Origin of the sequence: Sinosporangium siamense, assembly GCF_016863435.1 — a bacterium.
GTDB lineage: Bacteria > Actinomycetota > Actinomycetes > Streptosporangiales > Streptosporangiaceae > Sinosporangium > Sinosporangium siamense.
The window spans coordinates 20,011-40,816 of record NZ_BOOW01000011.1 but is presented as its reverse complement, the minus strand read 5'-3'; the positions used below and the strand labels follow the sequence as shown (position 1 = coordinate 40,816).

The window sequence follows — 20,806 nt, the reverse complement described above, 5'->3', positions numbered from 1 at the left end:
GCGGACCTCTCCGCCCCCATTCCCCGGAAACTTGCGCGGACCTCGGCGTCCTCCCCACCCGCTGACTTGCGGCATGCGGACCGTGAGGCACGATGGCTGTGTGTTGCTGATCGATGTGGCCCGAGTGTCGGAACTCGTCTCCCGCACCCCCGCGCGCCTCGGCAAGGTCGGCCATCTCGCCGAAATCCTGAGCCGGGTCACCCCCGCGGAGGCGGAGATCGCCATCGCCTACCTCTCGGGGGAGCTACCCCAGCGCCAGATCGGCGTCGGCTGGCGCACTTTGCAGGATGTGCCGGAGCCCCGGCAGATCGCCACCGCGACCCTCACGCAGGTCGACGAGGCCCTCTCCACGATCAAGGCCCAGTCGGGCGCCGGCTCCCAGACCGCGCGAAAGACCCTGGTGAACGGGCTGCTGCGCGGCGCCACCCGCCAGGAGCAGGTCTTCCTGCTGCGTCTCCTGCAGGGCGAACTCCGCCAAGGAGCCCTCGAAGGCGTCATGATCGAGGCGGTCGCCAAGGCCGCCGGAGTGACCACGGCAGAGGTGCGGCGCGCCCTAACCCTGCGAGGCTGGCTCCCCGCCGTCGGCGCCGCGGCCCTCGCAGGCGGCGTGGACGCCCTGCGCGCCTTCACCCTTGAGGTCGGCCGGCCCGTCTCCCCCATGCTGGCCCAGAGCGCCCCCAACGTCGCGGCGGCCCTCACCAAGATCGGCGTTCCAGCCGCGCTGGAATGGAAACTCGACGGCATCCGCGTCCAGGTTCACCGCTCCGGCGACACCGCCGCCGTCTTCACCAGAACCCTCGACGACATCACCGCCCAGGTGCCGGAAGTCGTCGAAGCCGCACTCGCCCTCCCCGCCGGCGACATCGTCCTCGACGGCGAAGTCCTCGCCCTCCGCCCCGACGGCAGACCCGAACCTTTCCAGATCACCGCCTCACGCGTGGCGAGCCGCACCGACGTCGCCACCGCGCGGAAAACCCGTCCCCTGACCGTGTTCTTCTTCGACGCCCTGCATATCCACGGCCGCGACCTCCTCGACCTCCCCGGCGCGGAACGCTTCGCCGCTCTCGGCGACGTGGTGCCCCCGTCGCTCCTCACCCCCCGCCTCGTCACCGGCGACACCGCCGAAGCCGAGGCTTTCTTCGGCGATGCCGTACGGCACGGGCACGAAGGCGTGGTCGCCAAATCCCTGGCCGCCCCCTACGCGGCGGGGCGGCGCGGGGCCGGCTGGGTCAAGGTCAAGCCTCGCCACACACTCGACCTCGTCGTATTGGCCGTCGAATGGGGACATGGCCGCCGCCAGGGCAAACTCTCCAACCTGCACCTCGGCGCCCGTGACCCCGAGACCGGGGAGTTCGTCATGCTGGGCAAGACCTTCAAGGGGCTCACCGACGAACTTCTCGCCTGGCAGACCACCCGGCTCCTGGAACTGGCCACCGGGCCGACCGACTCGTGGGTGGTCACCGTACGCCCCGAACTGGTGGTGGAGATCGCCTTCGACGGTGTCCAGCGCTCACCCCGCTACCCTGCGGGCATGGCCCTGCGCTTCGCCCGTGTTCTGCGTTACCGGCCGGACAAACGCGCTGAAGAGGCGGACACCGTACCCACGGTCAGGGCTCTGATGCTCTAGCGTTCGCCACACCGGATCCGCTGCCCGGGCCTTGACGCACTGGCAGCCGACGCGCCGTATCCACTGTCCAGGTCCCGATGCACTGGCAGCCGACACGCCGTATCCACTGTCCGGGTCCCGATGCACTGGCAGCCGGCGCACCGCCCTCTCGCCCCTCCGATAGATGCGCCGGTCGGCCACAAGCCCCGGTGAACTGAGCAGCACGACCCCAGCCCTCAAGCCTTGGGTCCTCAACGCAACGACCCGCCCACAAATGTGGGCGGGTCTGCACCAGGGGGTAAATGTCCTGGTCGTACGGCTGATTGGCCTACTTGACCATGCGGATGTTGAGGGGGTAGCGGAAGTCGCCGTCGGTCATGGCGATGATGCCGCCGATCAGCGAGGCGATGAACCCCCCAACCCACACAAACGGGACCAACACCATGCCGACGAAGGTCACCGCCAGCACGATGCTGGCGAGGAACACCGTGAGCTGGAAGTTGAGCGCCTCCACCGCATGCTTGCGGATGTACGGCGACGTCTTGCCACCGGTCAGCATCATGATCAGCGGACCGAGAATAAAGATGCCAAGGAACGGAAGCAGGTGAGCGGCGGCGGCACCGACACGGTCACCGCCGTCCCTGGCCCTGACCCCCTCCCTCGGCGGCGGGCCCGGCCTGAACCTCGGCGGCCCCCGCCGGACCGGCGGGCGCGTGCCGTAGATATCCGTCATGATCGGCACCAGGTCTCCATGGACCCGGGCCGTCATGGCACGGTGCAATCTCTCGTCGAATTCATCCTTGGTGAGGCGGCCCTCGGTGAACGCCACGGTCACATGTTCGACCACCTGCTCGCGGTCCTTGTCACTGACACGCAGGTGGAGGTGCGCCATCCGCGGATCCGGACGCGGCGCGGGGCGTCCCCGGTGGGGAGGGGTGTTGCGCCCGAGCCACTGAGGGTTCTCGTGCGGCCCCGCAGACCCTGCCATAGTCCCCCACGACCTTTCATTCGCCTTATATCGCCCTCTTCATAATCATTAAAGACTCTAGCCCGGTCCATCGGGACAAACCCTGAGTTGTCCCGGAGTCCACGCTTAGAGGTCTCTCAGGAGGTATACAAGGGGCATGAGATGGCGCGACCGCTATGGAATCCGGCGCCTGCGTGGGCGGCCGAGAGTTGCCAAGTTCGACCGTCCGACGACAGACGAAGACATCGAGGCACTCATCGCCTTCGCCAAATCCCGCCGTGGCGTCGAGTTCTACGTGGAACCCGAGACCTTCGCCACCAACACGACGGCTGTGGCCGTCGCCGACGACGGAGAGTGGACCCGGCGACGCGTCGGAGCCCCCTCCGTGATCCACAAGGTCGCCCGCGACCTTGCCCTGCCCGTCTACGACGTCCAACTCACCGGCTATCCCCCGCGCATGCGCGCCTATAACGAACGCCGCAAACGCGAAGCCCCGGAGCCCTGACATCACCCCCTGACCACCTCGGGGCACACACCACCACCCCCGCCCCCAGACACAGTCTGAGGGCCGGGGCTGCTGTCACTGATGCCGAATTCCAGCATGCTGACCTCCGGGTATGCCATGTCTCACTCCATAGACACCCCGCCGGCGGGCACGAGCGAACGTCTCAGACAGGCTTCCCACATTCTTCGGATCACGTCCGGTGAACTGCGGTTTTCAGTCCAGGGAAACGAAGCACCCGGTGGCCTTGCGCCGACTCACGCGGTCCTGATGGTCCCCGTCACGGGGGAAGCGAAGCACCTGGTCGATATGCGACGCCGCCGCGCCAACTCCCACTCCTGACAACCCCACCACGGGGCAACCAAGTACCTGATCGAAATCCGACGCCGCCGCGCCAACTCCCTCACCAAACATTCCCCCTACCGGTCTCCTACGGGGCAACGAAGTACCTGGTCGACACATGACGCCCCGGGGCCACCCATCCGCTCCTGCTGAGCCCCACCACGGGCTGAGAAGCACGCGCCCGACTTACGTGGACACGCATCAGAGTTGGCGGCACCCGTGACGTGATGCCGCCGGGGGCGGCGCCTCCTTCGTGCTGCCCGCTCGGTGCCGCAGTTCAGGGTGCCCTCCAAGGCGACACTCACCGCCACCTTCTTGGCCTGCTCGGCCTGCTTGGCCTGCTCGGCCTGCTCGGCGGCGACCGCTCGCCCCACCCGCTCTTGTTACCGAGTTCGAGCAACGGCCCACGGCCAGGAAGGTATGGCGCCGTCTCCATCGCCCGCTCTCGCGCCATAGGTCGCGTTGGATGGGAGCGTGTCGAGGCCGGGTTAGACCGCAGCGAACATCGCCGGGGTGACCTTGAAGTACTTCGTGATGTCGTTGGCGATGGGCCGTTCGACAGTGGGTTTTGCTGAAGTGGCAACACGATTCGTGACGCCATTGCCGTACAGCAGATGCTCGATGCAAGAGCCAACAGCTGGTGCGCCGGCCCTGACCGGATTAGCGCTCGGGGGCACGAGGATAAAAGAGCTTTGGAGGATTGATGTCGAAGTCCGCTTCTGCCGCGGCGGTCACACATCGTCTTGTCTCATCTCCTGCTGGTCGAATCCACCTGGTCGAGCAGGGTTCCGGACCGCTGGTGCTGCTGGTGCACGGATTCCCTGAGTCGTGGTACTCCTGGCGCCACCAGTTGCCGGCACTGGCTGCGGCCGGTTATCGAGCCGTCGCCGTCGATGTTCGCGGTTACGGCCGCTCGTCCAAGCCTGATGACATCGCCGCATACCGGATGCTTGACCTGGTCGAGGACAACGTCGCCGTGGTGCGCGCCCTGGGCGAGGAGACCGCGGTGATCGTAGGTCACGACTGGGGTGCGACCATCGCCGCCAACTCCGCCCTAATACGACCCGATGTCTTCCGTGCGGTTGGGCTGTTGAGCGTGCCCTACGCGCCGCGCGGCGGACCGCGCCCCAGCGAGATCTTCGCGCAAATGGGCGGAGACCAGGAGTTCTACGTCAGCTACTTCCAGGCACCCGGCCGGGCCGAGGCCGAGATCGAACCGGACGTCCGTGGCTGGCTCGCCGGCTTCTACGCCGCTTTCTCCGCCGACACGATGCCGCCTGCCGACGCCCCGGCCCCATACTTCGCGTCCCAAGGCGGAAGGCTGCGTGACCGGTTCCCCGCCGGTCGCCTGCCCGCTTGGCTAGGTGAGGACGACCTCGACGTTTACGCCGCGGAGTTCGAGCGGACCGGCTTGACCGGGGCCCTCAACCGCTACCGGAACATGGACCGGGACTGGGAGGACCTCGCCGACTTCGATGGTTCCCCCATCAAGCAGCCGTCGCTGTTCATCGGAGGCGCGCTGGACGCATCGACCACCTGGATGGCCGACGCCATCAAGGCATACCCCGCCACTCTGCCGGGCCTGGTCTCCTCGCACATACTCGACGGCTGCGGCCACTGGATCCAACAGGAACGGCGCGACGAGGTCAACGAACTCCTGACCGGCTGGCTCGCCTCTCTGCCCACCTGACTTGGGAATGGCGGGGATACTTCTTTCCTCGCCAACCATGTGCAGGCGTGGACATCCTCCCCGGCATGGACCCATCAGACCCACCAGTCAAACAATCGCCCCCGCCGACCGCTTGAACACACAGGCCAACAGTCACACGCCACCCCAACACACCAGGCAAGCCCACCGAGCGAGTACGGCGGCAACCCACGTCAGCCGAACAAGCCGGGCCCACATACCGGCTAAAAGGCCAACCAACCCATCTCTGGTTGCGACCCCTCATGGGGATGGATGAGGACTCGCCGACCACCTACTCGTCCCGCTCGATATGGGGTTGCGACCCCTCGTAGGGACGGATGAGGACAGGAGCAGGCCCGGGACGACTACCGGCGGTGGGTCGAGTTGCGACCCCTCGTAGGGACGGATGAGGACCTGCCAGCCGCGGTCGAGCTCCGCGTGTGCGTCTGGTTGCGACCCCTCGTAGGGACGGATGAGGACGCAAGCGATGACATCGCCGGAGATCTCGCACGTCTGGGTTGCGACCCCTCGTAGGGACGGATGAGGACCCCAAGGTAAAGCCCCACGTCAGCCCGCGAAACCCGGCCGCTTGGGTGGCCCGTTTTGCAGCAAACCTCCGGTAGTGCACGAGCCCCGGGGGGTTCGCTGCAAACCAGGCCCATCATGTCACGACATGTCCACCAGGCTTCTGCCGTACAAAATCCCGGGAAGCCTATCGCCGAGCGCGCTCGAACGCGTCCCGGAAGCCTCGTCGCCGCGCATGCCGCACCCCGTCGTGCAGGAGGAAGTCGATCGGCAACGCCGACCCCTGCAACAACCTGGCCTCCAGGTCGGACGGCATCCGGGGCTTGCGAGCCAGCACGGCTTCCAGCTGCCCAAAGCACAAGGCTGTGCACCGCAAGCGCGCAACACCTCGAGCGTGCGGTCAACCACCTACTCACCCAACAGCCGACTCCTCTACACCTAAACGATCAATCCGCCCAGCCCATCAAGGCCTTCTCTCATCCGGCACCTGCCCTGTCGAACTTCCTAAGCGGGCACCGGCGTCTCGGGGTCACGTCCAGCGGAGTGGTGTACGAAACGATCTCCGCGTGATCCTGTTCTGTAGATTAGGCGGTAAGTGTCTGCGGAAGCGGATACTGGTCCGGTGTGTCGCCCGCGATCACCCGGACGCGGGACTTGGCCAGGATGTCCAGCCCCATGTAGCGGCGCCCCTCGGTCCACTCGTCGGTCTGCTCCGCAAGCACCGCGCCCACCAGGCGCACGACCGCGGCCCGGTCCGGGAAGATGCCCACCACGTCGGTGCGGCGGCGTATCTCCTTGTTCAGCCGCTCCTGGGGATTGTTGCTCCACACCTGCCGCCAGGCCTCACGCGGAAAGGCGGAGAAGGCGAGCAGCTCCTCCCGGGCCGCGTCCAGATGCTCGCAGGCCGCCGGGTGCCTGGCCTCCAGCGCCTCGATCACCCACCGGTACTGGGCCCGCACGCCCTCGGCGCTGTCCTGGTCGAAGATCGTCCTCACCAGCGTGGCCACCCACGGCTGAGCGGACTTCGGCACGCAGGAGGAAAGAAGGCTCCGCAGGTAGTGAGTCCGGCAGCGCTGCCAGGAGGCGCCCGGCAGAGTCGCCCCGACCGCATCGACCAGCCCCGCGTGGGCGTCGGAGACCACCAGCTGGACACCGGACAGCCCGCGGGCGACCAGCCCCCGCAGGAAGGCGAGCCATCCGGCGCCGTCCTCGGCCGAGCCCACCTCCAGCCCGAGCACCTCCCGCTGCCCGTTGGCGTTCACCGCGGTGGCGACCAGGCAGTGCACGTTCACCGTCCGGCCGCCCTCGCGCACCTTCTGGGTGAGGGCGTCCAGCCAGACGAAGGTGTGGGGGCCGGCGTCCAGGGGGCGGGTGCGGAACGCCTCGACCTGCTCGTCCAGGGCCTTGGCCATGACCGACACCTGGCTTTTGGAGATCCCCTTGACTCCGAGCTGCTCCACGAGCTTGTCGACCCGGCGGGTGCTCACGCCCAGCAGGTAGGAGGTCGCGACCACGCTGATGAGGGCCTGCTCGGCCCGGCGGCGGCGCTCCAGCAGCCAGTCGGGGTAGTAGGAGCCGGTCCGAAGCTTGGGCACGGACAGCTCCACGGTTCCCGCTCTGGTGTCCCACTCCCGCTGCCGGTATCCATTGCGGGAGTTGACGCGCTCGTCGCTGCGTTCGCCGTAGGAGGCGCCGCAGAGGCTGTCGGCCTCGGCCGACATCAACGCGTCGGCCATGGTCTTCACCATTGATCGCAACATGTCGGGGTCGCCGGTCTGGATCTGCTGCGCGAGCCAGGCGGCGGGGGTCACACTGTTGTTCGCGGCCACCACGTGTCCTTCCTTCGAGATCTTGGTCGATTCGAAGAATCACGCGGTGGTCGTTCCACGTCACGAGGACACGCCCTCACCAGCGGAAACTCATACACCACTCTGGTGGACGCGACCCGTCTCGGAGGGCCCCGCCGCCAGGGATGGTGTGGGAATGCCTGACAGATAGGCCTCGATTGTCTCCTCCTCCGGTAGTCGGCCCCACAACTCCCAAGCGAGCATCCGGTGCAGTCCGTCTAGGTGGATTAGGCCCTCGGTGACCGTGAGTTCCTCGTAGTCCACCCCGGTGACTGCCTTGGTGCTCAAGAACAAGGGGGTGAAGGGGGCTGCTGCCAGCCAGCGAAGTTTGGTCCAGCAGCCGGGATTGGTCACCGGGTAGCTGTCACTCTTGGCGTGTAGGAGGGCGATGGTGTCGGCGACTGTCAGACCTGCCTTCGAGATCAACTCAAACTCTCCTCCTTCCTCCCCTGTGTGCCAAGGCAGGATCACACCGAGGATGTCCTGCCGGCTGAGCGACACCCGGCTCCATGTGCCGAGCATGGCGTCGGAGTTTCGCACATGCTCCTCGGCCTCCACGTTGGTGTTGGCCTCATGTTCTAGGTCCTGAAGGTGAGTTTCATGGAAGCGCTTCAACACGACCTCGAACGGGACCTTCGCTTCAATCTTCATCTCAATGGTTCCCTCTCTAATCACTCACTGCCGTGGACGAGTCAGTGCTCCCCCATCTCCGCAGTGAGGCGCAGATCGGTCAGACCAATCATCTCTGACAACTGTGCAGCTTCGGCTGCAATGGATCATGTGATGGCTGACCTGCGGGCGTTCGGGGAGTTCGCTCCCGGGCTGTTCACGCGAGCCTCCCAATAGGGGCCATCCGTTACTTTTTGATCGTGCCCGATGAGAGTCGGGGAGCCAGGTCAGCCGGCCCCTGATGACAGAGCGTGCTGCGCGATCGGCTTAGCCGCCTGATTTGACGGCTGAGCAATGGGGGAAGCGCCGCAGTCGGCGAGATCCCTCCCAGCCCCGGTCCATGTTCCGGTAGCGGTTGAGGGCCCCGGTCAAGCCGGTCCGCTCGAACTGCGTGGCGTAGACGTTGAGATCATCCTCACTTAGCCAGGTCGGGTTTGTTCGTTTGGTTGTGTGCACTGGGTGGGTTCGGTTGATGTGTGGCGCCTGCTGGTTGTCCGGTTTGTGGTTCTGCGGTGACGGCGTCTGGCGGCGGTTGAGCGGTGCTTACTCGACGGTCGACATGTTCTGGCTGGGTTTGGGGGGATGCCAATGCCCAGGGGTTGTCAGGTCTCGCCGACGCTTACGGGCAGGCACTCTCTTGGATCGGTCAGACCGATCATTGTGGTCAGCCAGGCCAGTCTCGGGCTGCCCATCTCCCGGTCCAGCTCCTCCGAGTTCGGCATGCGGTCCTGCAAGATCTTGGGGGACATCAGCTGACAGAGTGCGTGCATCAGTAGGTTGGCCATCGAATAGGTGGGGTCGATTTCCAGGGCGCGTTCGAGAGCGATGCCGGCGGTGGCGCAGTCGCCTCGGCGCCAGGAGGTCATCGCGAGGAGTGAGGCGGCTGGGGGCACGAAGCGGGGCTCAAGGCGGCGGGTGAGGTCTTTCCAGAGGAGGAGGTGTGCCTGCTCCTCCTCCTCGCATATCAGGGTCCACGCCTCGTCTCTGATCCTGACCACGGCGAGATCCAGGCCGAGTCTCGCCGCTTCCAGGTCGTCGAGGCACACTCCCTCAGCCGCTGCTGCCAGTGACGAATGCACACGGGCGATGCCCTCGGCCACGAACTCGGCGGCGAAGCCGTCCGGCGAGGGATGCATCGCGAGCCGGGCGCGCACGTCGGCCGCGACAGTGGCGGTCGCCTCATGCATGGCGGTGCGTGCCACCGGGTCGAGGAGTCCGGTGACGGACTCCTCGAGGGCCGCGCGGTCGGGCAGCGCGACCAGCCCGTTGACGGTGGCGTGGACGGCGACGGAACTCACCGTCGGGTCGAAGGGGGTGCCTTCGGCCGGGCAGCACTCGGCTGTCTCGCACAGGTAGGACCAGAATCGCCGTGCCTCCGTGCGCAGGGCGTCTCGCACATGGAGGCCGGCTTCGCGCGCGAGGTCACGCACGGCGTCGACGGCGGGGGTAGCGAGTGCCCCGGGGCCGTAGCCGACCACGATCACCTGCGTCACCCCCTCCCGCCGGAGAAGCGGCAGCAGGGGGTCGAGCCCGTCTTCGGGGAGCGGCAGATCCCACCGTGTGGTGAGGCAGAGCTGCCCGTGAGGTGCCTCGCCGGTAAGGCCGATCACGACGAGGCTACGTGCGGGGTGGAATCCCACGAGATATGGCACCGCGACGAGGATGTCGACGGGCGAGGAGAGGAGCAGCCGGGAGGTCGTGGCAGAGGTCGTCATGGGCGCTAAGCATGCCCGCTCCCCCGCCGCCTCCGTCACGCCTAGCGATGATCTGTGGACAGAGGGCGACCGGCGCCGGGCCTTGTGGAAAACTGCGGAGACGCCTGGTGGGCGGGAAGAATACGACTCCTCACCATAATCGCTGCTCCGGCCACAGCCGCAGGCATGGCCACCACCGCGACGAGGGGGATGATGAAGGCGACGAAGGCCACGATGCCAAACCCGAGCGCGGATCCCCGGCTGACCTTCAACGCGCGGAACCGCTCCTTACGCCGCATACCCCGGCGTTCCATCGAGACGGTGGCAAGCTCGACCGTGAGGAAGTAACCACTCACAAGTGCGGCGATGACCGGGATCACGGTCTGCCCCAGCACAGGTACAAAACCCAAGAAGAACAGCGGTATGGAGAACATCAGCACATAGCCGAGCGTGACCAGGCTGTCGGCGATCGAGCGGGGGATCTCGCGCCACCAGGGGTCATCGTCTGTGACGGGCACCTCCCCGAAGGACTCGTCCACCTTCTCCGAGAGCTTCTCGTAGAAAGGCTCGCCGATCAGCAGGGTCACCGCCGCGAACGTCACCGCAGCGAGACCAAGCCCCCCGACCACGATCACAACCGCCAGCAGCGCACGCGCCCCCGTGCGGACCGCCTCACTCCATCCCTCGGCGAAAGGCGTCAGGAAGAGAGCGATGTCATCGGACCGCGTGACCAGAAAGATGAGCGCAAACACATAGAGCACGGAGGTGACAAGAGCGGGGAGCAAGCCGAACAGCCACCACCGGGGATGACGGGCTATCCAGGCAAAACCCTGCAGAAAATATCCGATGCCGCCAAAGAACGAGCGCACATGACCCATGCCCGGAAGGCTAGCCTGTCTCGCCACCCAACCACGTGCCGGTCACCTCGCAAATTCGACCGGAAACGTCACCTGCCATGCCACGCCTCTGATCACACGTCCGACTGCGCTTGCGGCCTCGCATCCGACTGTGCTCCCGCCCGCGCTTCCGGCCTGACATCCCACTGTGCTCCCGATCACGTTGCATGCCTCACCGTCGAAGCGAGCGACCGAGTCCGGCGCGGCCACCGTGCTCCCCCAGAAGTTCGCAGCGGCGACCTGCTCAACGGTGGATATGCGTACCGCGCGACGACGGCAGGCAGGAGGTGCTGACCGGCGCCTCCGACCACACTTCCGCGCCTACGGCCTCGCATCCGACCGTGCTCCTGATCACGTTGCCGGCCTCACCGCCGAAGAAGGCGGCCAAATTCGGCGCGGCCACCGTACTTCCCATGGCTTCACAACGGCGACCTGCTCAGCCGTGGATAGCAGCGTGCCGAGTGACAACATCTGGCGGAAAGTGCTGACCGGCGCGTCCGATCACCCTTCTCAAGGGCCTCGGCAGCTTGACCGAAGCTCAGGCGGAGCCGCCTACCGATTGGAGACCCCGATGATCGGGGTCACCTAAACTCCCAAGGTCACCGAACAACCGGTGCGACACGCAACTCGCCAGGACGAACCGTTTCACCCTAGGAGTGCCGCGAGAAAGCGTGATCCCCAGCACATTGCCTCGTCGATCACAAGCAGGCGAACCGGATGCCGGTCGGAGACCACACCCCGGATCCCCAAGTGCCGGTCAGAGGCCGCCCCCCGGGGACCAGAGCCGGGTCACCTCCACCCCCAGCTTGCTGAACAACCGGCGCAACGCCGGAACCGAGATCGCCAGCACATTCCCTTGATCACAAGCAGGCGAAACCGGATGCCGGCCAGAGACCACACCCCGGATCCCCAAGTTCCGCTCAGAGGCCGCCCCCCGGGGACCAGAGCCGGGTCACCTCCACGCCCAGTTCGCTGAACAACCGGCGCAACGCCGGAAGCGAGATCCCCAGTACATTCCCCTGATCGCCCACAATGCCGTCGACGAACCAGCCGCCGTGGCCGTTGAGGGTGAATCCGCCGGCCACGCGGAGGGGTTCGCCGGTTGCCACATACGCGGCGATTTCCGCGTCACTCGGGTGGCCGAACCGTACCTCGGTGGAGCAGACCGTGGTGGCCTCGCGGCCGGTGGACGTGTCGATCAGGCAATGCCCCGTGAGCAGGTTGCCGGTTCTGCCGCGCATGTCGTGCCAGCGCCGGATGGCCTCCTCGGCTGTCGCGGGCTTGCCGTACGGCAGGCCGTCGAGTTCGAGGATCGAGTCGCAGCCGATCACCAGGGATTCGGTCAGGTCGGCGGCTACGGCGTGGGCCTTGGCGCGGGCGAGGACCAGGCTGAGGTCGGCAGGGGTGGGGGCGGTGAAGGCGTCCTCGTCCACGCCGCTGACGACCACCTTGGGATCGAGTCCCGCTTGTCGTAGCAGGACCAGGCGGGCGGGAGAGGCTGAAGCAAGGATAATCTCGGGCACGCCTCAGCCTAACGGGCAGTGGTCACCGGCGACTCTCCCAGTCGGTGACCGCGTCCCTCGGCGCCCGACCGTGGTAACCCGCCCTACGCCTGCCGCACGGGGGCGGCAGGAGATGCTCCCGCCGGCCTGGAGATCACACCCGGCGGCGGCCAGCCGTCTCACCGGCGGGGAACCTCTCCGGTGAGACGCCCGGCCGTCGGCTCACCGGTCGGGGGCGGGGGCTTCCGCCGTGCCTTGAGGGCAGGCGCATCGAGGGATCGGAATGGCTTCCTCAGACGGGAAAGCGTCGTCGAGCAGGGCGCTCAGGACGTTGTCCAGGCCGTCCGCCTCGGGGATGCGCAGTTCGCGGTCGAGGTCTCGGGCCAGGGTCCCGGCGTCCATGTTCCGGGTGGAAGACCTGTGGGCCAGCATCGACATCGTCATCGGCGCCAGGGCCATGAGCAGTTTGAGGATGCGGGCGGAGTTCACCGCCGTGAACCGGGCGATGCCCTGGGCGGCGCGGACGGTGCCCTGGCCGCCGAGTATGTGTCCAAGCATGTGTGCGGCCTCGGGGTCCTCGGTAAGGGAGGCCACGGGCCCGCTGAACGGGTTTCGCCCAAGGTGGTCGTTCAGGGCCCGGTGGAGGGCGCTGGAGCCCTCGGGGGTTGCGCAGTTGCGCGCCATGCCGCCGACGAGGGCGCCGAGGGAGGCAGCGAGGGCTCCTCGGGCCGTGCTGGGGCCGGTGTCGAGGAGCAGGGCGATCTGGTGGAGTCCGGACTCGCCCAGGCGGGTGAAGAGCTCGTCTTGCAGCGAACCTCTTCCATCCTCCCCGGCCGCCGAGGGATCTTCGGACGGCTGGCCGAGGGGGTGCGGGATGGGTTGAGAGAGGTTCGGTGGCTGGCTCACGGCGCTTCCCCCTGTTTGTCCGGCCTATGGCAAGGCGTCTCCGAATGATGTGGGCAATTTCCCGCGAATATGGACATCCCCCACCACCTCTCGGGCTAGGGCCTCATATTGACCAATTCACCCCAAAGGCACATGGGATGCAGGAGCAGCTCAACAGGCCAAGCCGCGCATACCACGTAGGACCACTTCAGTTGGGCGGGCAGGGGTCGAGACGATCGACCGGACCGGTCTGCCGGGCAAGTCGGCTCGACCGGGGAAACCCACCGGCGCCATTCCGGCCGGAGAAGCGGTCCCGTCCCATTCCGCCTGCGGCTGCGGCGATCAGGACGGCGTGGGCCGGGCTCTGCCGTACTACGTCCGGCGTTGAGGCGGCCCGTGTCCAGCGCCGGGATGGGGAGTGCGCAGGCTCCGCCGTACCGCGTCCAGCGCGACGGTGACGCCGGGGGGGGCGGCACCGCACCGCCAGGCCCGTCCTGCGCCCCACTGCGGCGTCTCAGGTCCTCGTGTGGGTCTCGCCGGGTGGAAAGAAAGCCACACGGGCGCGGGCAGCCTCGCCGCCCTGGCTTGTGGGCGCACGGCGGGCGGAGCCGTCGCCAGGTGTTCCCGGCGTGCGGTGACGGCGACCGTTGGGAGTTGCCGGCCCAGCCAGACGTTCCCGGCGCGCGGCAACCGTGACCGTTGGGAGTTGCCGGCCCGGTCTGGTGTCCCCAGCGCGTGGCGACGGCCCAATCAGGTGATCGCGGAAGAGACCTTCCGGTCACCGCGAGTACGGCAGAGCCGTCGCAGATGTTCCGGACGCTCGACGACGGCGGCCATTGGGAGTGGCCGGCCCAGTCGAGTGCTCGCGGAAGAGACCTTCCGGTCACCGCGAGTACGGCAGAGCCGTCGCCCGCGTCGACCTCATGGCAGCCGGGCGCGAGGGCACCGGGAGGTGGCACCGGTCAGACCGAACCCCTTACTCCCCCTCCGCCATGGCCTCCGCGATCACCTCGTCCAAACGGCCGAGGTCCACCGGCCGGGCCGCCTGGGCCTCCGCGAAGCGGGTCAGCAACCGTGCGAACTGCTCCCGGTCGGACACCGGCCAATCCGCCAGCAGAGTGTCCAGGTGGGCGCGCCGGTGACGGGTCACCGCGGAAAGCACACGAAGGCCCATGTCGCTCGGTGCGAGCCAAGCCCGGCGGGCGTCGGTCGGGGACTCCCGCCGCTCGACGAATCCCGCGCAGACGGCGTCGTTGACGAGGCGGCTGGCGGTCGACGGGTCGACGTCCAGGTGCTCGGCCACGGCGCCGACCGTGACCTCGGGGATTTCCGCCCCAAGCTCGCGCACGGCACGCACCACCATGACGTTGGACAACTGCACGGGGCGCGCGGAGTCGCCGAGTTTGCGGGTGCGGAGTGGGCGTGCCCAGATCCGGCGCAGTCGGAACAGCGCGACGTCGATCGTCGCACCTGCGGTAGTCGCCACGGTGCCCAGCGTACGGTCAGTCGAACAGTCTGACGGGGTTGACCAGGTCGGCGTACATCAGCAGCCCGGCCATGATGATCATGAGGAAGGCCATCGCGTAGGTCAGCGGGAGCGCCTTGGCGATGTCCACGTGGCCGGGGCTGGGGCGGCGCGTGACGCGGGCGAAGGCACGCTTGAGGCCTTCCCAGAGGGCGCCCGCGACGTGGCCGCCGTCCAGCGGCAGGAGCGGGATCAGGTTGAACAGGCCGACCGCCAGGTTGAACCCGGCCAGCAGTGTGACCAACGACACGACTCTGGCCTCAAGGGGCACGGGGGCGGAGGCGATCTCGCCGCCGATGCGGCCCGCGCCGATGATGCCGATGGGGCCGTTCTTGTCGCGCTCCTCACCGGAGAAGGCGGCCTCCCAGACGCCGACCATCTTTTCGGGCAGGCGCACGATCGACTGGGCGGTGCGGGCGGTGAGGTCCCACATGTGGGTGGCGACGGCGCCGACGCTCTGCTGCTCGAGCGACGTCACGGGGGTGAAGCCGAGGAAGCCGACGACCTCGAGCTTGTCGGGGTCGTCCAGGGAGCGGCGCTCCTGGGCGATCAGGTTGACGTTGACGTCCATGGCGCGGCCGTCGCGCTGGATGCCGACCACTGCTGGCCCGGCTCCGTGGGCGCGGATGGCGCGGGCGACACCGTCCCAGGAGTCGATCTTCCGGCCCTCGAAGGTGACGATGCGGTCACCGGGGCGCAGGCCCGCGGAGGCGGCCGGGGTGAGGGGGTCGGTGGCGGTGCATTCGCGTGCCTGGGCGCTGGCGGGGATGACGCAGCGGGAAACCTCGTTGATCACGGGCTGGGTCACTTGGACCCCGTAACCCATCAAAACGATGGCGAAAAGCACAAAAGCCAGCACGAAGTTCATTGCCGGCCCACCGGACATGATGATGACCTTCTGCCACCATGCTTTGCGGTAGAAGACACGGTCCTCGTCGCCCGGTTTTACGTCTTCCAGGGCGACTTCTCGGGCTGTGTCGATCATACTCTGCCACGGCCCGGTGGAAACCTTGCGCAGTTTGGCGGGATCGTCGCTTGACCTGGGCGGAAGCATGCCGATCATGCGGACGTAGCCCCCAAAGGGGATCCACTTAATGCCGAATTCGGTCTCCCCTTTTCGGCGTGACCACATCGTGGGACCGAAGCCCACCATGAACTGCGTCACTTTTACACCGAATAGCTTGGCCGGGACCAGGTGGCCGATCTCGTGCAGCGCAATGGAAAGCATCAGTCCGATGAGGAAGATGGCTATTCCTGCCACAAAGAGCCAGCTCATGTATGCATACCCCCGCCATAGCGAGACGTGTCCGGGAGGCGAATGCCCGCATCCAGGCTAACCCTTCCAAGTCGTGGGCAGATCACGTGTGTGGCCATCAGTAGCCATCCGGCTTGCTTCCGCTTTGCTGAACAGAGACACTTCGTTAACAGTGTGCAGTCGCCCGATCACCCTGCGACGTAAGATCGCAAGAGGGGGAGAGATTGATCCGCATCCTGGTTGCCGAGCATCTACCGCTAGTTCAGCGGGGACTGGTCTCCTCCCTGGAGAGTGAGCCCGACATAGCGGTGGTGGCGGTGGTCGGCAGCGCGGAGGACATCGTGCCGGCGGCGCTGACGCACGAGCCCGACGCCGCGGTGATCGACCTCGACCTCCCCGGCGTCGACGGGCTCAGCGCGGCGGTGCTCCTTCACGACAAGGTCCCGACCTGCCGTGTGCTCATCCTGTCCGCCCAGCCCAACCCGGGGCAGGTCCGCCGCGCCTTCACCACACCCGCACTCGGGTTCATGAGCCTCGAGATCGCCCCTGAGCAGCTCGCCGAGGGCGTGCGCAGGGTGGCCGCCGGTCGCCGGGCCGTCGACACCGATCTGGCCGTCGCGGCCCTTGAGTCGGCGGACAACCCGCTGACCCGGCGTGAGGTCGACGTCCTGCGCATCGCCGCCCAAGGGGCCAGCTCGGGAGAGATCGCCGAGGAGCTGTTCCTGTCGGTCGGCACGGTGCGCAACCACCTGTCCCGCATCATGTGCAAGACAGGCGCGCGCAACCGCGTCGACGCGCTCCGCATCGCCTCGGACGCGGGCTGGATCTGACGACGCGGGCGGGCCCTGACCGCGTCGGCGGGATCCGCCCGCACGCATGCCGGGGCAGGGCTCAGGGCCTTGACCGCATCGACAGCATCCGCCGGCACGCGTGCCGGGGCAGGGCTCAGGGCCTTGACCGCATCGGCAGCATCCGCCGGCACGCGTGCCGGGGCAGGGCTCAGGGCCCTGACCGCACCAGGAGGATCCGCCCGCACGCATGCCGAGTCAGGGCTCAAGGCCCTGCCCCCAGCGGGATCCGCCGGCACGCGTGCCGGGGGCCCCACCGGCCCCCGTGCCGGGGCTCGGGCCCGCGTCGCAGCCGCCTATCCCCGCCAGCGGCCCGCCAGGTCGCGATAGAGCGGGGAGGAGGCGAGCAGGTCGGTGTGGGAGCCGACCGCGGCCGACGTGCCGTCCAGGACGAGCACACGCCCGGCCCGCAGCGCCGAGCTCATCCGGTGGGCGATGACGATCAGCGTGCCGGGGCGCGCCGCCATGGCCTCCTCGGCCCGTGCCTCGGCGGCCGCGTCGAGGTGGCAGGTGGCCTCGTCCAGGATCACGAGACGCGCCGCCGAGAGATGGGCCCGGGCGAGGGCGACCAGTTGCCGCCGCCCGGCGCTCAGATCGCCGGGGACGAGCGGCTCGGACAGGCCGTGGGGCAGGTCGAGCCCCACGGCATGGGCCGACCTCTCCATCATCTCCGGGGTCGCCGCCGGACGCAGGTAGCGGAGGTTGTCGGCGAGGGTCCCGGTGAAGACGTATGCCTCCTGGGGGATCAGCACGCGCCACTCCGTGAAGGCGGCGGGGTCGTGTCCGGCGATCGGCCGCCCGGCCACGGTGATCCGCCCGGCGCCGGGGGTGAGCACACCCGCGATGAGCGCGGCCAGGGTGGATTTGCCGATCCCGCTGGGTCCGACGACGGCGAGGTGGTCGCCGCCTGGAATGTGGAGGTCGAGACCGTCGAGCACGGGTTCGGCCTCCGCTCCGTAGGCGAAGGTCACCCCGCTGACCACCACGCCGGCTCCCTCAACCAGGTCCTGCCCACCGCGCGAGGGGGACGTGTCGGAGTCCACCGCCGTGCCTCTCCCGTCCGGGTCCCGCCCGCTGGACGGGGGAGGCGGATCGGAGTTCTCCGCCGAGGCGCCCTCATCCGCGTCCCGCCGACGCGTGCGGGGCGCCTCCGCCCTGGTTCCCGCATCCCAGACATCAAGGTCACGCCCACCGGACGAAAGTGGTGGTGTGCCGGGCGTATCCGTCGTGTCGAGAAGGCGCGCCGCGGTGACCGCCAGCCGCAGGCCGGTGCCGCCCAGGCCCACGACGAGGCCGCGGAGTGCGGGCTGCACGCCGTACAGCACGAAGATCATTGTGCCGAGCACCTCGCCGGTGGTGGCGCCGGCGGCGAAGAGGTCGCGGAAGGCGAGCAGCAGCAGCACCACCGGCAGCCAGCCCCCCACCGCCATGCAGAGGGTGCCGGCGGAAGTGAGTACGGCGACGCCTCGCGCCGCGTGTGCCTGGTCGTCCACGGCCCGACCCGCGCGTGCGGCGGCGGTCGCCTCGGCTCCGGCGGCGACCACGTCGCGCACGCCGGCGACGACGGTGCCGACCTCGGCGGCCACGTGCTCGTCGGCGAGGACGAGGTCGCGCTGCCGTTCGGCGAGGCTGAGCATGAGCCTGGCGAACAGCGCCACCGAGATCACCACGGGGCCGATGATCAGGGGGGCCGACATCGGCAGCAGGGTGAGCAGGCCGGCGACGACGGCGACGGTGGTGAAGGCGAAGTCCCTGACCACCATGATCAGCCCGGCGAAGGAGTCGCGGACCAGCTCCACCTGCTGGGTGAGGCGGGCCACGACCGCCGAGTCCACGGGTCTGCCCCAGGCTTCACAGGCCCGGTGGACGGTCGCCTCGACGACCTTGCGCACGAGCGCGTCGCGGAGGGGTTCGGCGACGGCTCCGAGCCGCGGCACGATCTGGCCGAGCCCCACGGCCCCGAGTCCGGCGGCCAGCGCGAACACGCCGAGCCAGGAGAGGCCCGTCAGTGGCTTCCCGACGAGAAATCCCTGGTCCAGGGCGCGGGCCACGGCTAGCCCGGAAACGAATACGGGCGCGGCCTCCACCACCGACCAGAAGAGGATGGCGAGGTAATGCGAGCGCCCGGTCCGATAGGAGAAACGCAGGAGACGCGTGGCCCCGCCGCCGCCGCTCATCGGCCCTCACCCGTCTCCGCCACGCCGGCGTGCAGGGCAACCCGCCGGGGCGAGGCCTCTGCCCCACCGTCCGCAAAAGCCTCGTCCGGAAGAGCCTCGTCCGCAGAAGCCTCGTCCGGAGAAGGGGACGACGGGCCCGCCGCGAAGACGGCGCGATAGTCCGGATCCCGCCATAAGCGCTCGTGCGGACCACTGGCGCGCGCCCTCCCCTCGTGGAGCCAGACGACGAGGTCGGCGCGGGCCGCGGTGGCGGCCCGGTGGGCGACGATGAGGCGGGTGCGCCCGCCGAGTTCGCCGACGATCGCCTGGCTCACCTGGAGTTCGGTGACGGTGTCCAGGCTTGAGGTGGCGTCGTCGAAGACGAGGAGCCGTCCGGGGTGGGCGAAGGCGCGGGCGAGGCCGAGTCGCTGCGCCTCGCCGCCCGACATGGGGGCCTCTGCCGCCTCGGTGTCATATTGCTGGGGCAGGCGCAGGATGAAGGGTTCCGCGCAAGCGGCCCGGGCGGCGGCCCGCATGTCCTCGTCCGCGAGCGGCATGCCGTCGGGGCGCAGGGCGATGGCGTCGCGCAGGGTGCCGCCGAGCAGGGCGGGCCGTTCGAAGGCATATCCGACCGCGCGGCGCAGGGCCTCCCGGCCGAGAGCGGGCAGCGGCACCCCGTCGAGGGTGATCTCACCGGCGTCGGGGTCGGCGAGCCGCCCGGCGAGGGCGGCGGCGAGCGACACCTCGGCGCCGGAGCCGACGAGGGCGACGGTTAGCCCTCCGGGCACGGTCATGTTCACCTTGTGCAGCACTCCGGCCGCGGCGACGTCCTTGAACTCCAGGGTGCCGGCCCGCGCCGGGGCCTCGGGCAGGAGGCGCGAGCCGTACTCGACGAGAGGCTCACCTAGCACCTCGGCGATGCGTACGGCGGCGCCTCGCGCCCGGGCGAGGCGGTTGAGATAGCTGAGGACGCCGCCGATCCCGCCGCCGAGTGCGGCATAGCGGCTCGCGGCCACCACGTCGCCGGCACTGACGTCGCCCCACGTGAGGCAGATGCCCGCGACGGCGATGACGGCGATCTCGGTGAGCGGCCCGGAGACGGCGGTCTTGACGGAGATGCCGCGCTGGACCCGCCACATGCCGTCTCCATGGGCGCGAAGCTCGGGCAGGGGAGCGAGCACCCGGGCGCATTCCCGTTTCCCGGTGCGGGCGGCGGCGATGGTGCGGGCGCCGGCGAGTGCTTCGAGCAGGCGCGCGGCGATGCCGCCCTGGACTCGCTGGTAGGCGGTGACGAGCTCGGAGGCGTCCTTGACGAAGGCCCGCAGCAGCAGGACCGAGCAGGCGCTCCCGATGAGGAACGTCAGGCCGAGCCGGTAGTCGATGAGGAAGAGCAGCACCATGCTCCCGAGCGCGGGGATCAGCCCGGCGACTCCTAGGACGACGGCGGGCGGCGCGTGGCCGGTCTCGTCGGCGCCGCCGGTGGCCCGGGCGACCAGGTCACCGGTTCCGAAACGGCGGGGGACGGCGGGCCCGGCGCCGAGGATGTGGCCGATCAGGCGGTGCCGTACGCTCGCGATCACATTGACGCGGGTGACACCGGCCCCGAGGTCGGACAACACCTCCCCGATGACGGCGAGGCCGACAAGCAGCGCGCAGAGCACGAAGCCGGTTGATCCGGCCTGCGGGTCGAGCGCATTGTCGAGTGCCGCGCCGAGGGCCAGGGGCAGAGCGAGTTCGGCGCCGGCGGTGATCAGGGAGGAGACGGCCAGCAGGGTTGTCCAGCCGCTCGTGCCGCGGATGAGTCCGGCCAGTAGTCGGTCTGCGGCGCGCACGCTTCCTCCCCCTTCGACTGCCGGACATACGACGAGAACCGGACTCCGGGGGACACCGCGCCGCTCCC

General features: G+C 68.6%; 15 protein-coding genes, 1 pseudogene and 1 CRISPR repeat array. Of the genes and pseudogenes, 4 read left to right on the top strand and 12 right to left on the bottom strand.

The features are described from left to right. The first annotated feature begins 100 nt into the window (after positions 1-100). Positions 101-1,627 carry an ATP-dependent DNA ligase gene (locus Ssi02_RS09490; protein WP_204023732.1) on the top strand — a complete coding sequence of 509 codons (1,527 nt, stop codon included), beginning with the start codon at positions 101-103 and terminating at the stop codon, positions 1,625-1,627. A gap of 307 nt (positions 1,628-1,934) precedes the next feature. Here the strand turns inward: Ssi02_RS09490 and Ssi02_RS09485 are convergent, their stop codons facing one another. Beyond that, positions 1,935-2,498: a DUF1707 and DUF4870 domain-containing protein gene (locus Ssi02_RS09485; protein WP_204023731.1), complete on the bottom strand. Its 564-nt coding sequence runs from the start codon at positions 2,496-2,498 to the stop codon at positions 1,935-1,937. 232 nt (positions 2,499-2,730) lie between these two features. Between Ssi02_RS09485 and Ssi02_RS09480 the strand changes: the two genes are divergently transcribed. Continuing rightward, complete coding sequence (locus tag Ssi02_RS09480; protein ID WP_204023729.1) at positions 2,731-3,078, top strand: hypothetical protein; 348 nt, start codon at positions 2,731-2,733, stop codon at positions 3,076-3,078. Positions 3,079-4,120: 1,042 nt separating this feature from the next. Next, entirely contained in the window at positions 4,121-5,107 is a 987-nt protein-coding gene (locus Ssi02_RS09475; protein WP_204023728.1) for an alpha/beta fold hydrolase, read from the top strand. Between the two features lie 247 nt (positions 5,108-5,354). Continuing rightward, positions 5,355-5,652: direct repeats of the CRISPR family, unit length 31 nt; unit sequence GTTGCGACCCCTCGTAGGGACGGATGAGGAC. A 164-nt stretch (positions 5,653-5,816) separates the two neighbouring features. Here the strand turns inward: Ssi02_RS09475 and Ssi02_RS09470 are convergent. The 9 genes and pseudogenes from Ssi02_RS09470 to Ssi02_RS09430 form a co-directional block, all read right to left on the bottom strand. Beyond that, positions 5,817-5,975, bottom strand: a pseudogene (locus tag Ssi02_RS09470) (NYN domain-containing protein); the annotation flags it as partial. 238 nt (positions 5,976-6,213) lie between these two features. Beyond that, positions 6,214-7,458, bottom strand: coding sequence for an IS256 family transposase (locus Ssi02_RS09465; protein ID WP_373870107.1), 1,245 nt, complete (start codon positions 7,456-7,458; stop codon positions 6,214-6,216). A gap of 90 nt (positions 7,459-7,548) precedes the next feature. Then, entirely contained in the window at positions 7,549-8,127 is a 579-nt protein-coding gene (locus tag Ssi02_RS09460; RefSeq protein ID WP_204023727.1) for a DUF6309 family protein, read from the bottom strand. 620 nt (positions 8,128-8,747) lie between these two features. Next, positions 8,748-9,860, bottom strand: coding sequence for a DUF4192 domain-containing protein (locus tag Ssi02_RS09455; RefSeq protein ID WP_204023726.1), 1,113 nt, complete (start codon positions 9,858-9,860; stop codon positions 8,748-8,750). A gap of 41 nt (positions 9,861-9,901) precedes the next feature. Continuing rightward, positions 9,902-10,717 (bottom strand): EI24 domain-containing protein, encoded by an 816-nt coding sequence (locus Ssi02_RS09450; RefSeq protein WP_204023724.1) that lies wholly within the window; start codon positions 10,715-10,717, stop codon positions 9,902-9,904. A gap of 938 nt (positions 10,718-11,655) precedes the next feature. Next, the gene (locus Ssi02_RS09445) at positions 11,656-12,258 is read right to left on the bottom strand and encodes a Maf family protein (protein ID WP_204023722.1); all 603 of its coding nucleotides are present in this window, start codon (positions 12,256-12,258) and stop codon (positions 11,656-11,658) included. Positions 12,259-12,459: 201 nt separating this feature from the next. Continuing rightward, positions 12,460-13,143, bottom strand: a complete 684-nt coding sequence (locus tag Ssi02_RS09440; protein ID WP_204023720.1) for a DUF937 domain-containing protein — start codon at positions 13,141-13,143, stop codon at positions 12,460-12,462. A 955-nt stretch (positions 13,144-14,098) separates the two neighbouring features. Further along, positions 14,099-14,608, bottom strand: a complete 510-nt coding sequence (locus tag Ssi02_RS09435; protein ID WP_239128747.1) for a MarR family winged helix-turn-helix transcriptional regulator — start codon at positions 14,606-14,608, stop codon at positions 14,099-14,101. Between the two features lie 16 nt (positions 14,609-14,624). Continuing rightward, positions 14,625-15,923 carry a M50 family metallopeptidase gene (locus Ssi02_RS09430; RefSeq protein ID WP_204023717.1) on the bottom strand — a complete coding sequence of 433 codons (1,299 nt, stop codon included), beginning with the start codon at positions 15,921-15,923 and terminating at the stop codon, positions 14,625-14,627. A gap of 203 nt (positions 15,924-16,126) precedes the next feature. Between Ssi02_RS09430 and Ssi02_RS09425 the strand changes: the two genes are divergently transcribed. Further along, positions 16,127-16,732 carry a response regulator transcription factor gene (locus Ssi02_RS09425; RefSeq protein ID WP_204023714.1) on the top strand — a complete coding sequence of 202 codons (606 nt, stop codon included), beginning with the start codon at positions 16,127-16,129 and terminating at the stop codon, positions 16,730-16,732. Between the two features lie 314 nt (positions 16,733-17,046). Here the strand turns inward: Ssi02_RS09425 and Ssi02_RS09420 are convergent, their stop codons facing one another. Together Ssi02_RS09420 and Ssi02_RS09415 are read right to left on the bottom strand one after the other, a co-directional pair. Beyond that, positions 17,047-18,927 carry an ATP-binding cassette domain-containing protein gene (locus tag Ssi02_RS09420; protein WP_239128746.1) on the bottom strand — a complete coding sequence of 627 codons (1,881 nt, stop codon included), beginning with the start codon at positions 18,925-18,927 and terminating at the stop codon, positions 17,047-17,049. Next, on the bottom strand, positions 18,924-20,738 hold the full coding sequence (locus Ssi02_RS09415) for an ATP-binding cassette domain-containing protein (RefSeq protein WP_204023712.1): 1,815 nt from the start codon (positions 20,736-20,738) through the stop codon (positions 18,924-18,926). The genes Ssi02_RS09420 and Ssi02_RS09415 overlap by 4 nt, the downstream gene beginning before the upstream one ends. Between the last annotated feature and the right edge of the window lie 68 nt (positions 20,739-20,806).

Bases quoted from the DNA above. Each gene is read 5' to 3' on its own strand.
- Ssi02_RS09485 (WP_204023731.1), bottom strand. From the start codon at position 2,498: ATGGCGCACCTCCACCTGCGTGTCAGTGACAAGGACCGCGAGCAGGTG.
- Ssi02_RS09480 (WP_204023729.1), top strand. From the start codon at position 2,731: ATGAGATGGCGCGACCGCTATGGAATCCGGCGCCTGCGTGGGCGGCCG.
- Ssi02_RS09475 (WP_204023728.1), top strand. From the start codon at position 4,121: ATGTCGAAGTCCGCTTCTGCCGCGGCGGTCACACATCGTCTTGTCTCA.
- Ssi02_RS09460 (WP_204023727.1), bottom strand. From the start codon at position 8,127: ATGAAGATTGAAGCGAAGGTCCCGTTCGAGGTCGTGTTGAAGCGCTTC.
- Ssi02_RS09455 (WP_204023726.1), bottom strand. From the start codon at position 9,860: ATGACGACCTCTGCCACGACCTCCCGGCTGCTCCTCTCCTCGCCCGTC.
- Ssi02_RS09450 (WP_204023724.1), bottom strand. From the start codon at position 10,717: ATGGGTCATGTGCGCTCGTTCTTTGGCGGCATCGGATATTTTCTGCAG.
- Ssi02_RS09430 (WP_204023717.1), bottom strand. From the start codon at position 15,923: ATGAGCTGGCTCTTTGTGGCAGGAATAGCCATCTTCCTCATCGGACTG.
- Ssi02_RS09420 (WP_239128746.1), bottom strand. From the start codon at position 18,927: ATGAGCGGCGGCGGCGGGGCCACGCGTCTCCTGCGTTTCTCCTATCGG.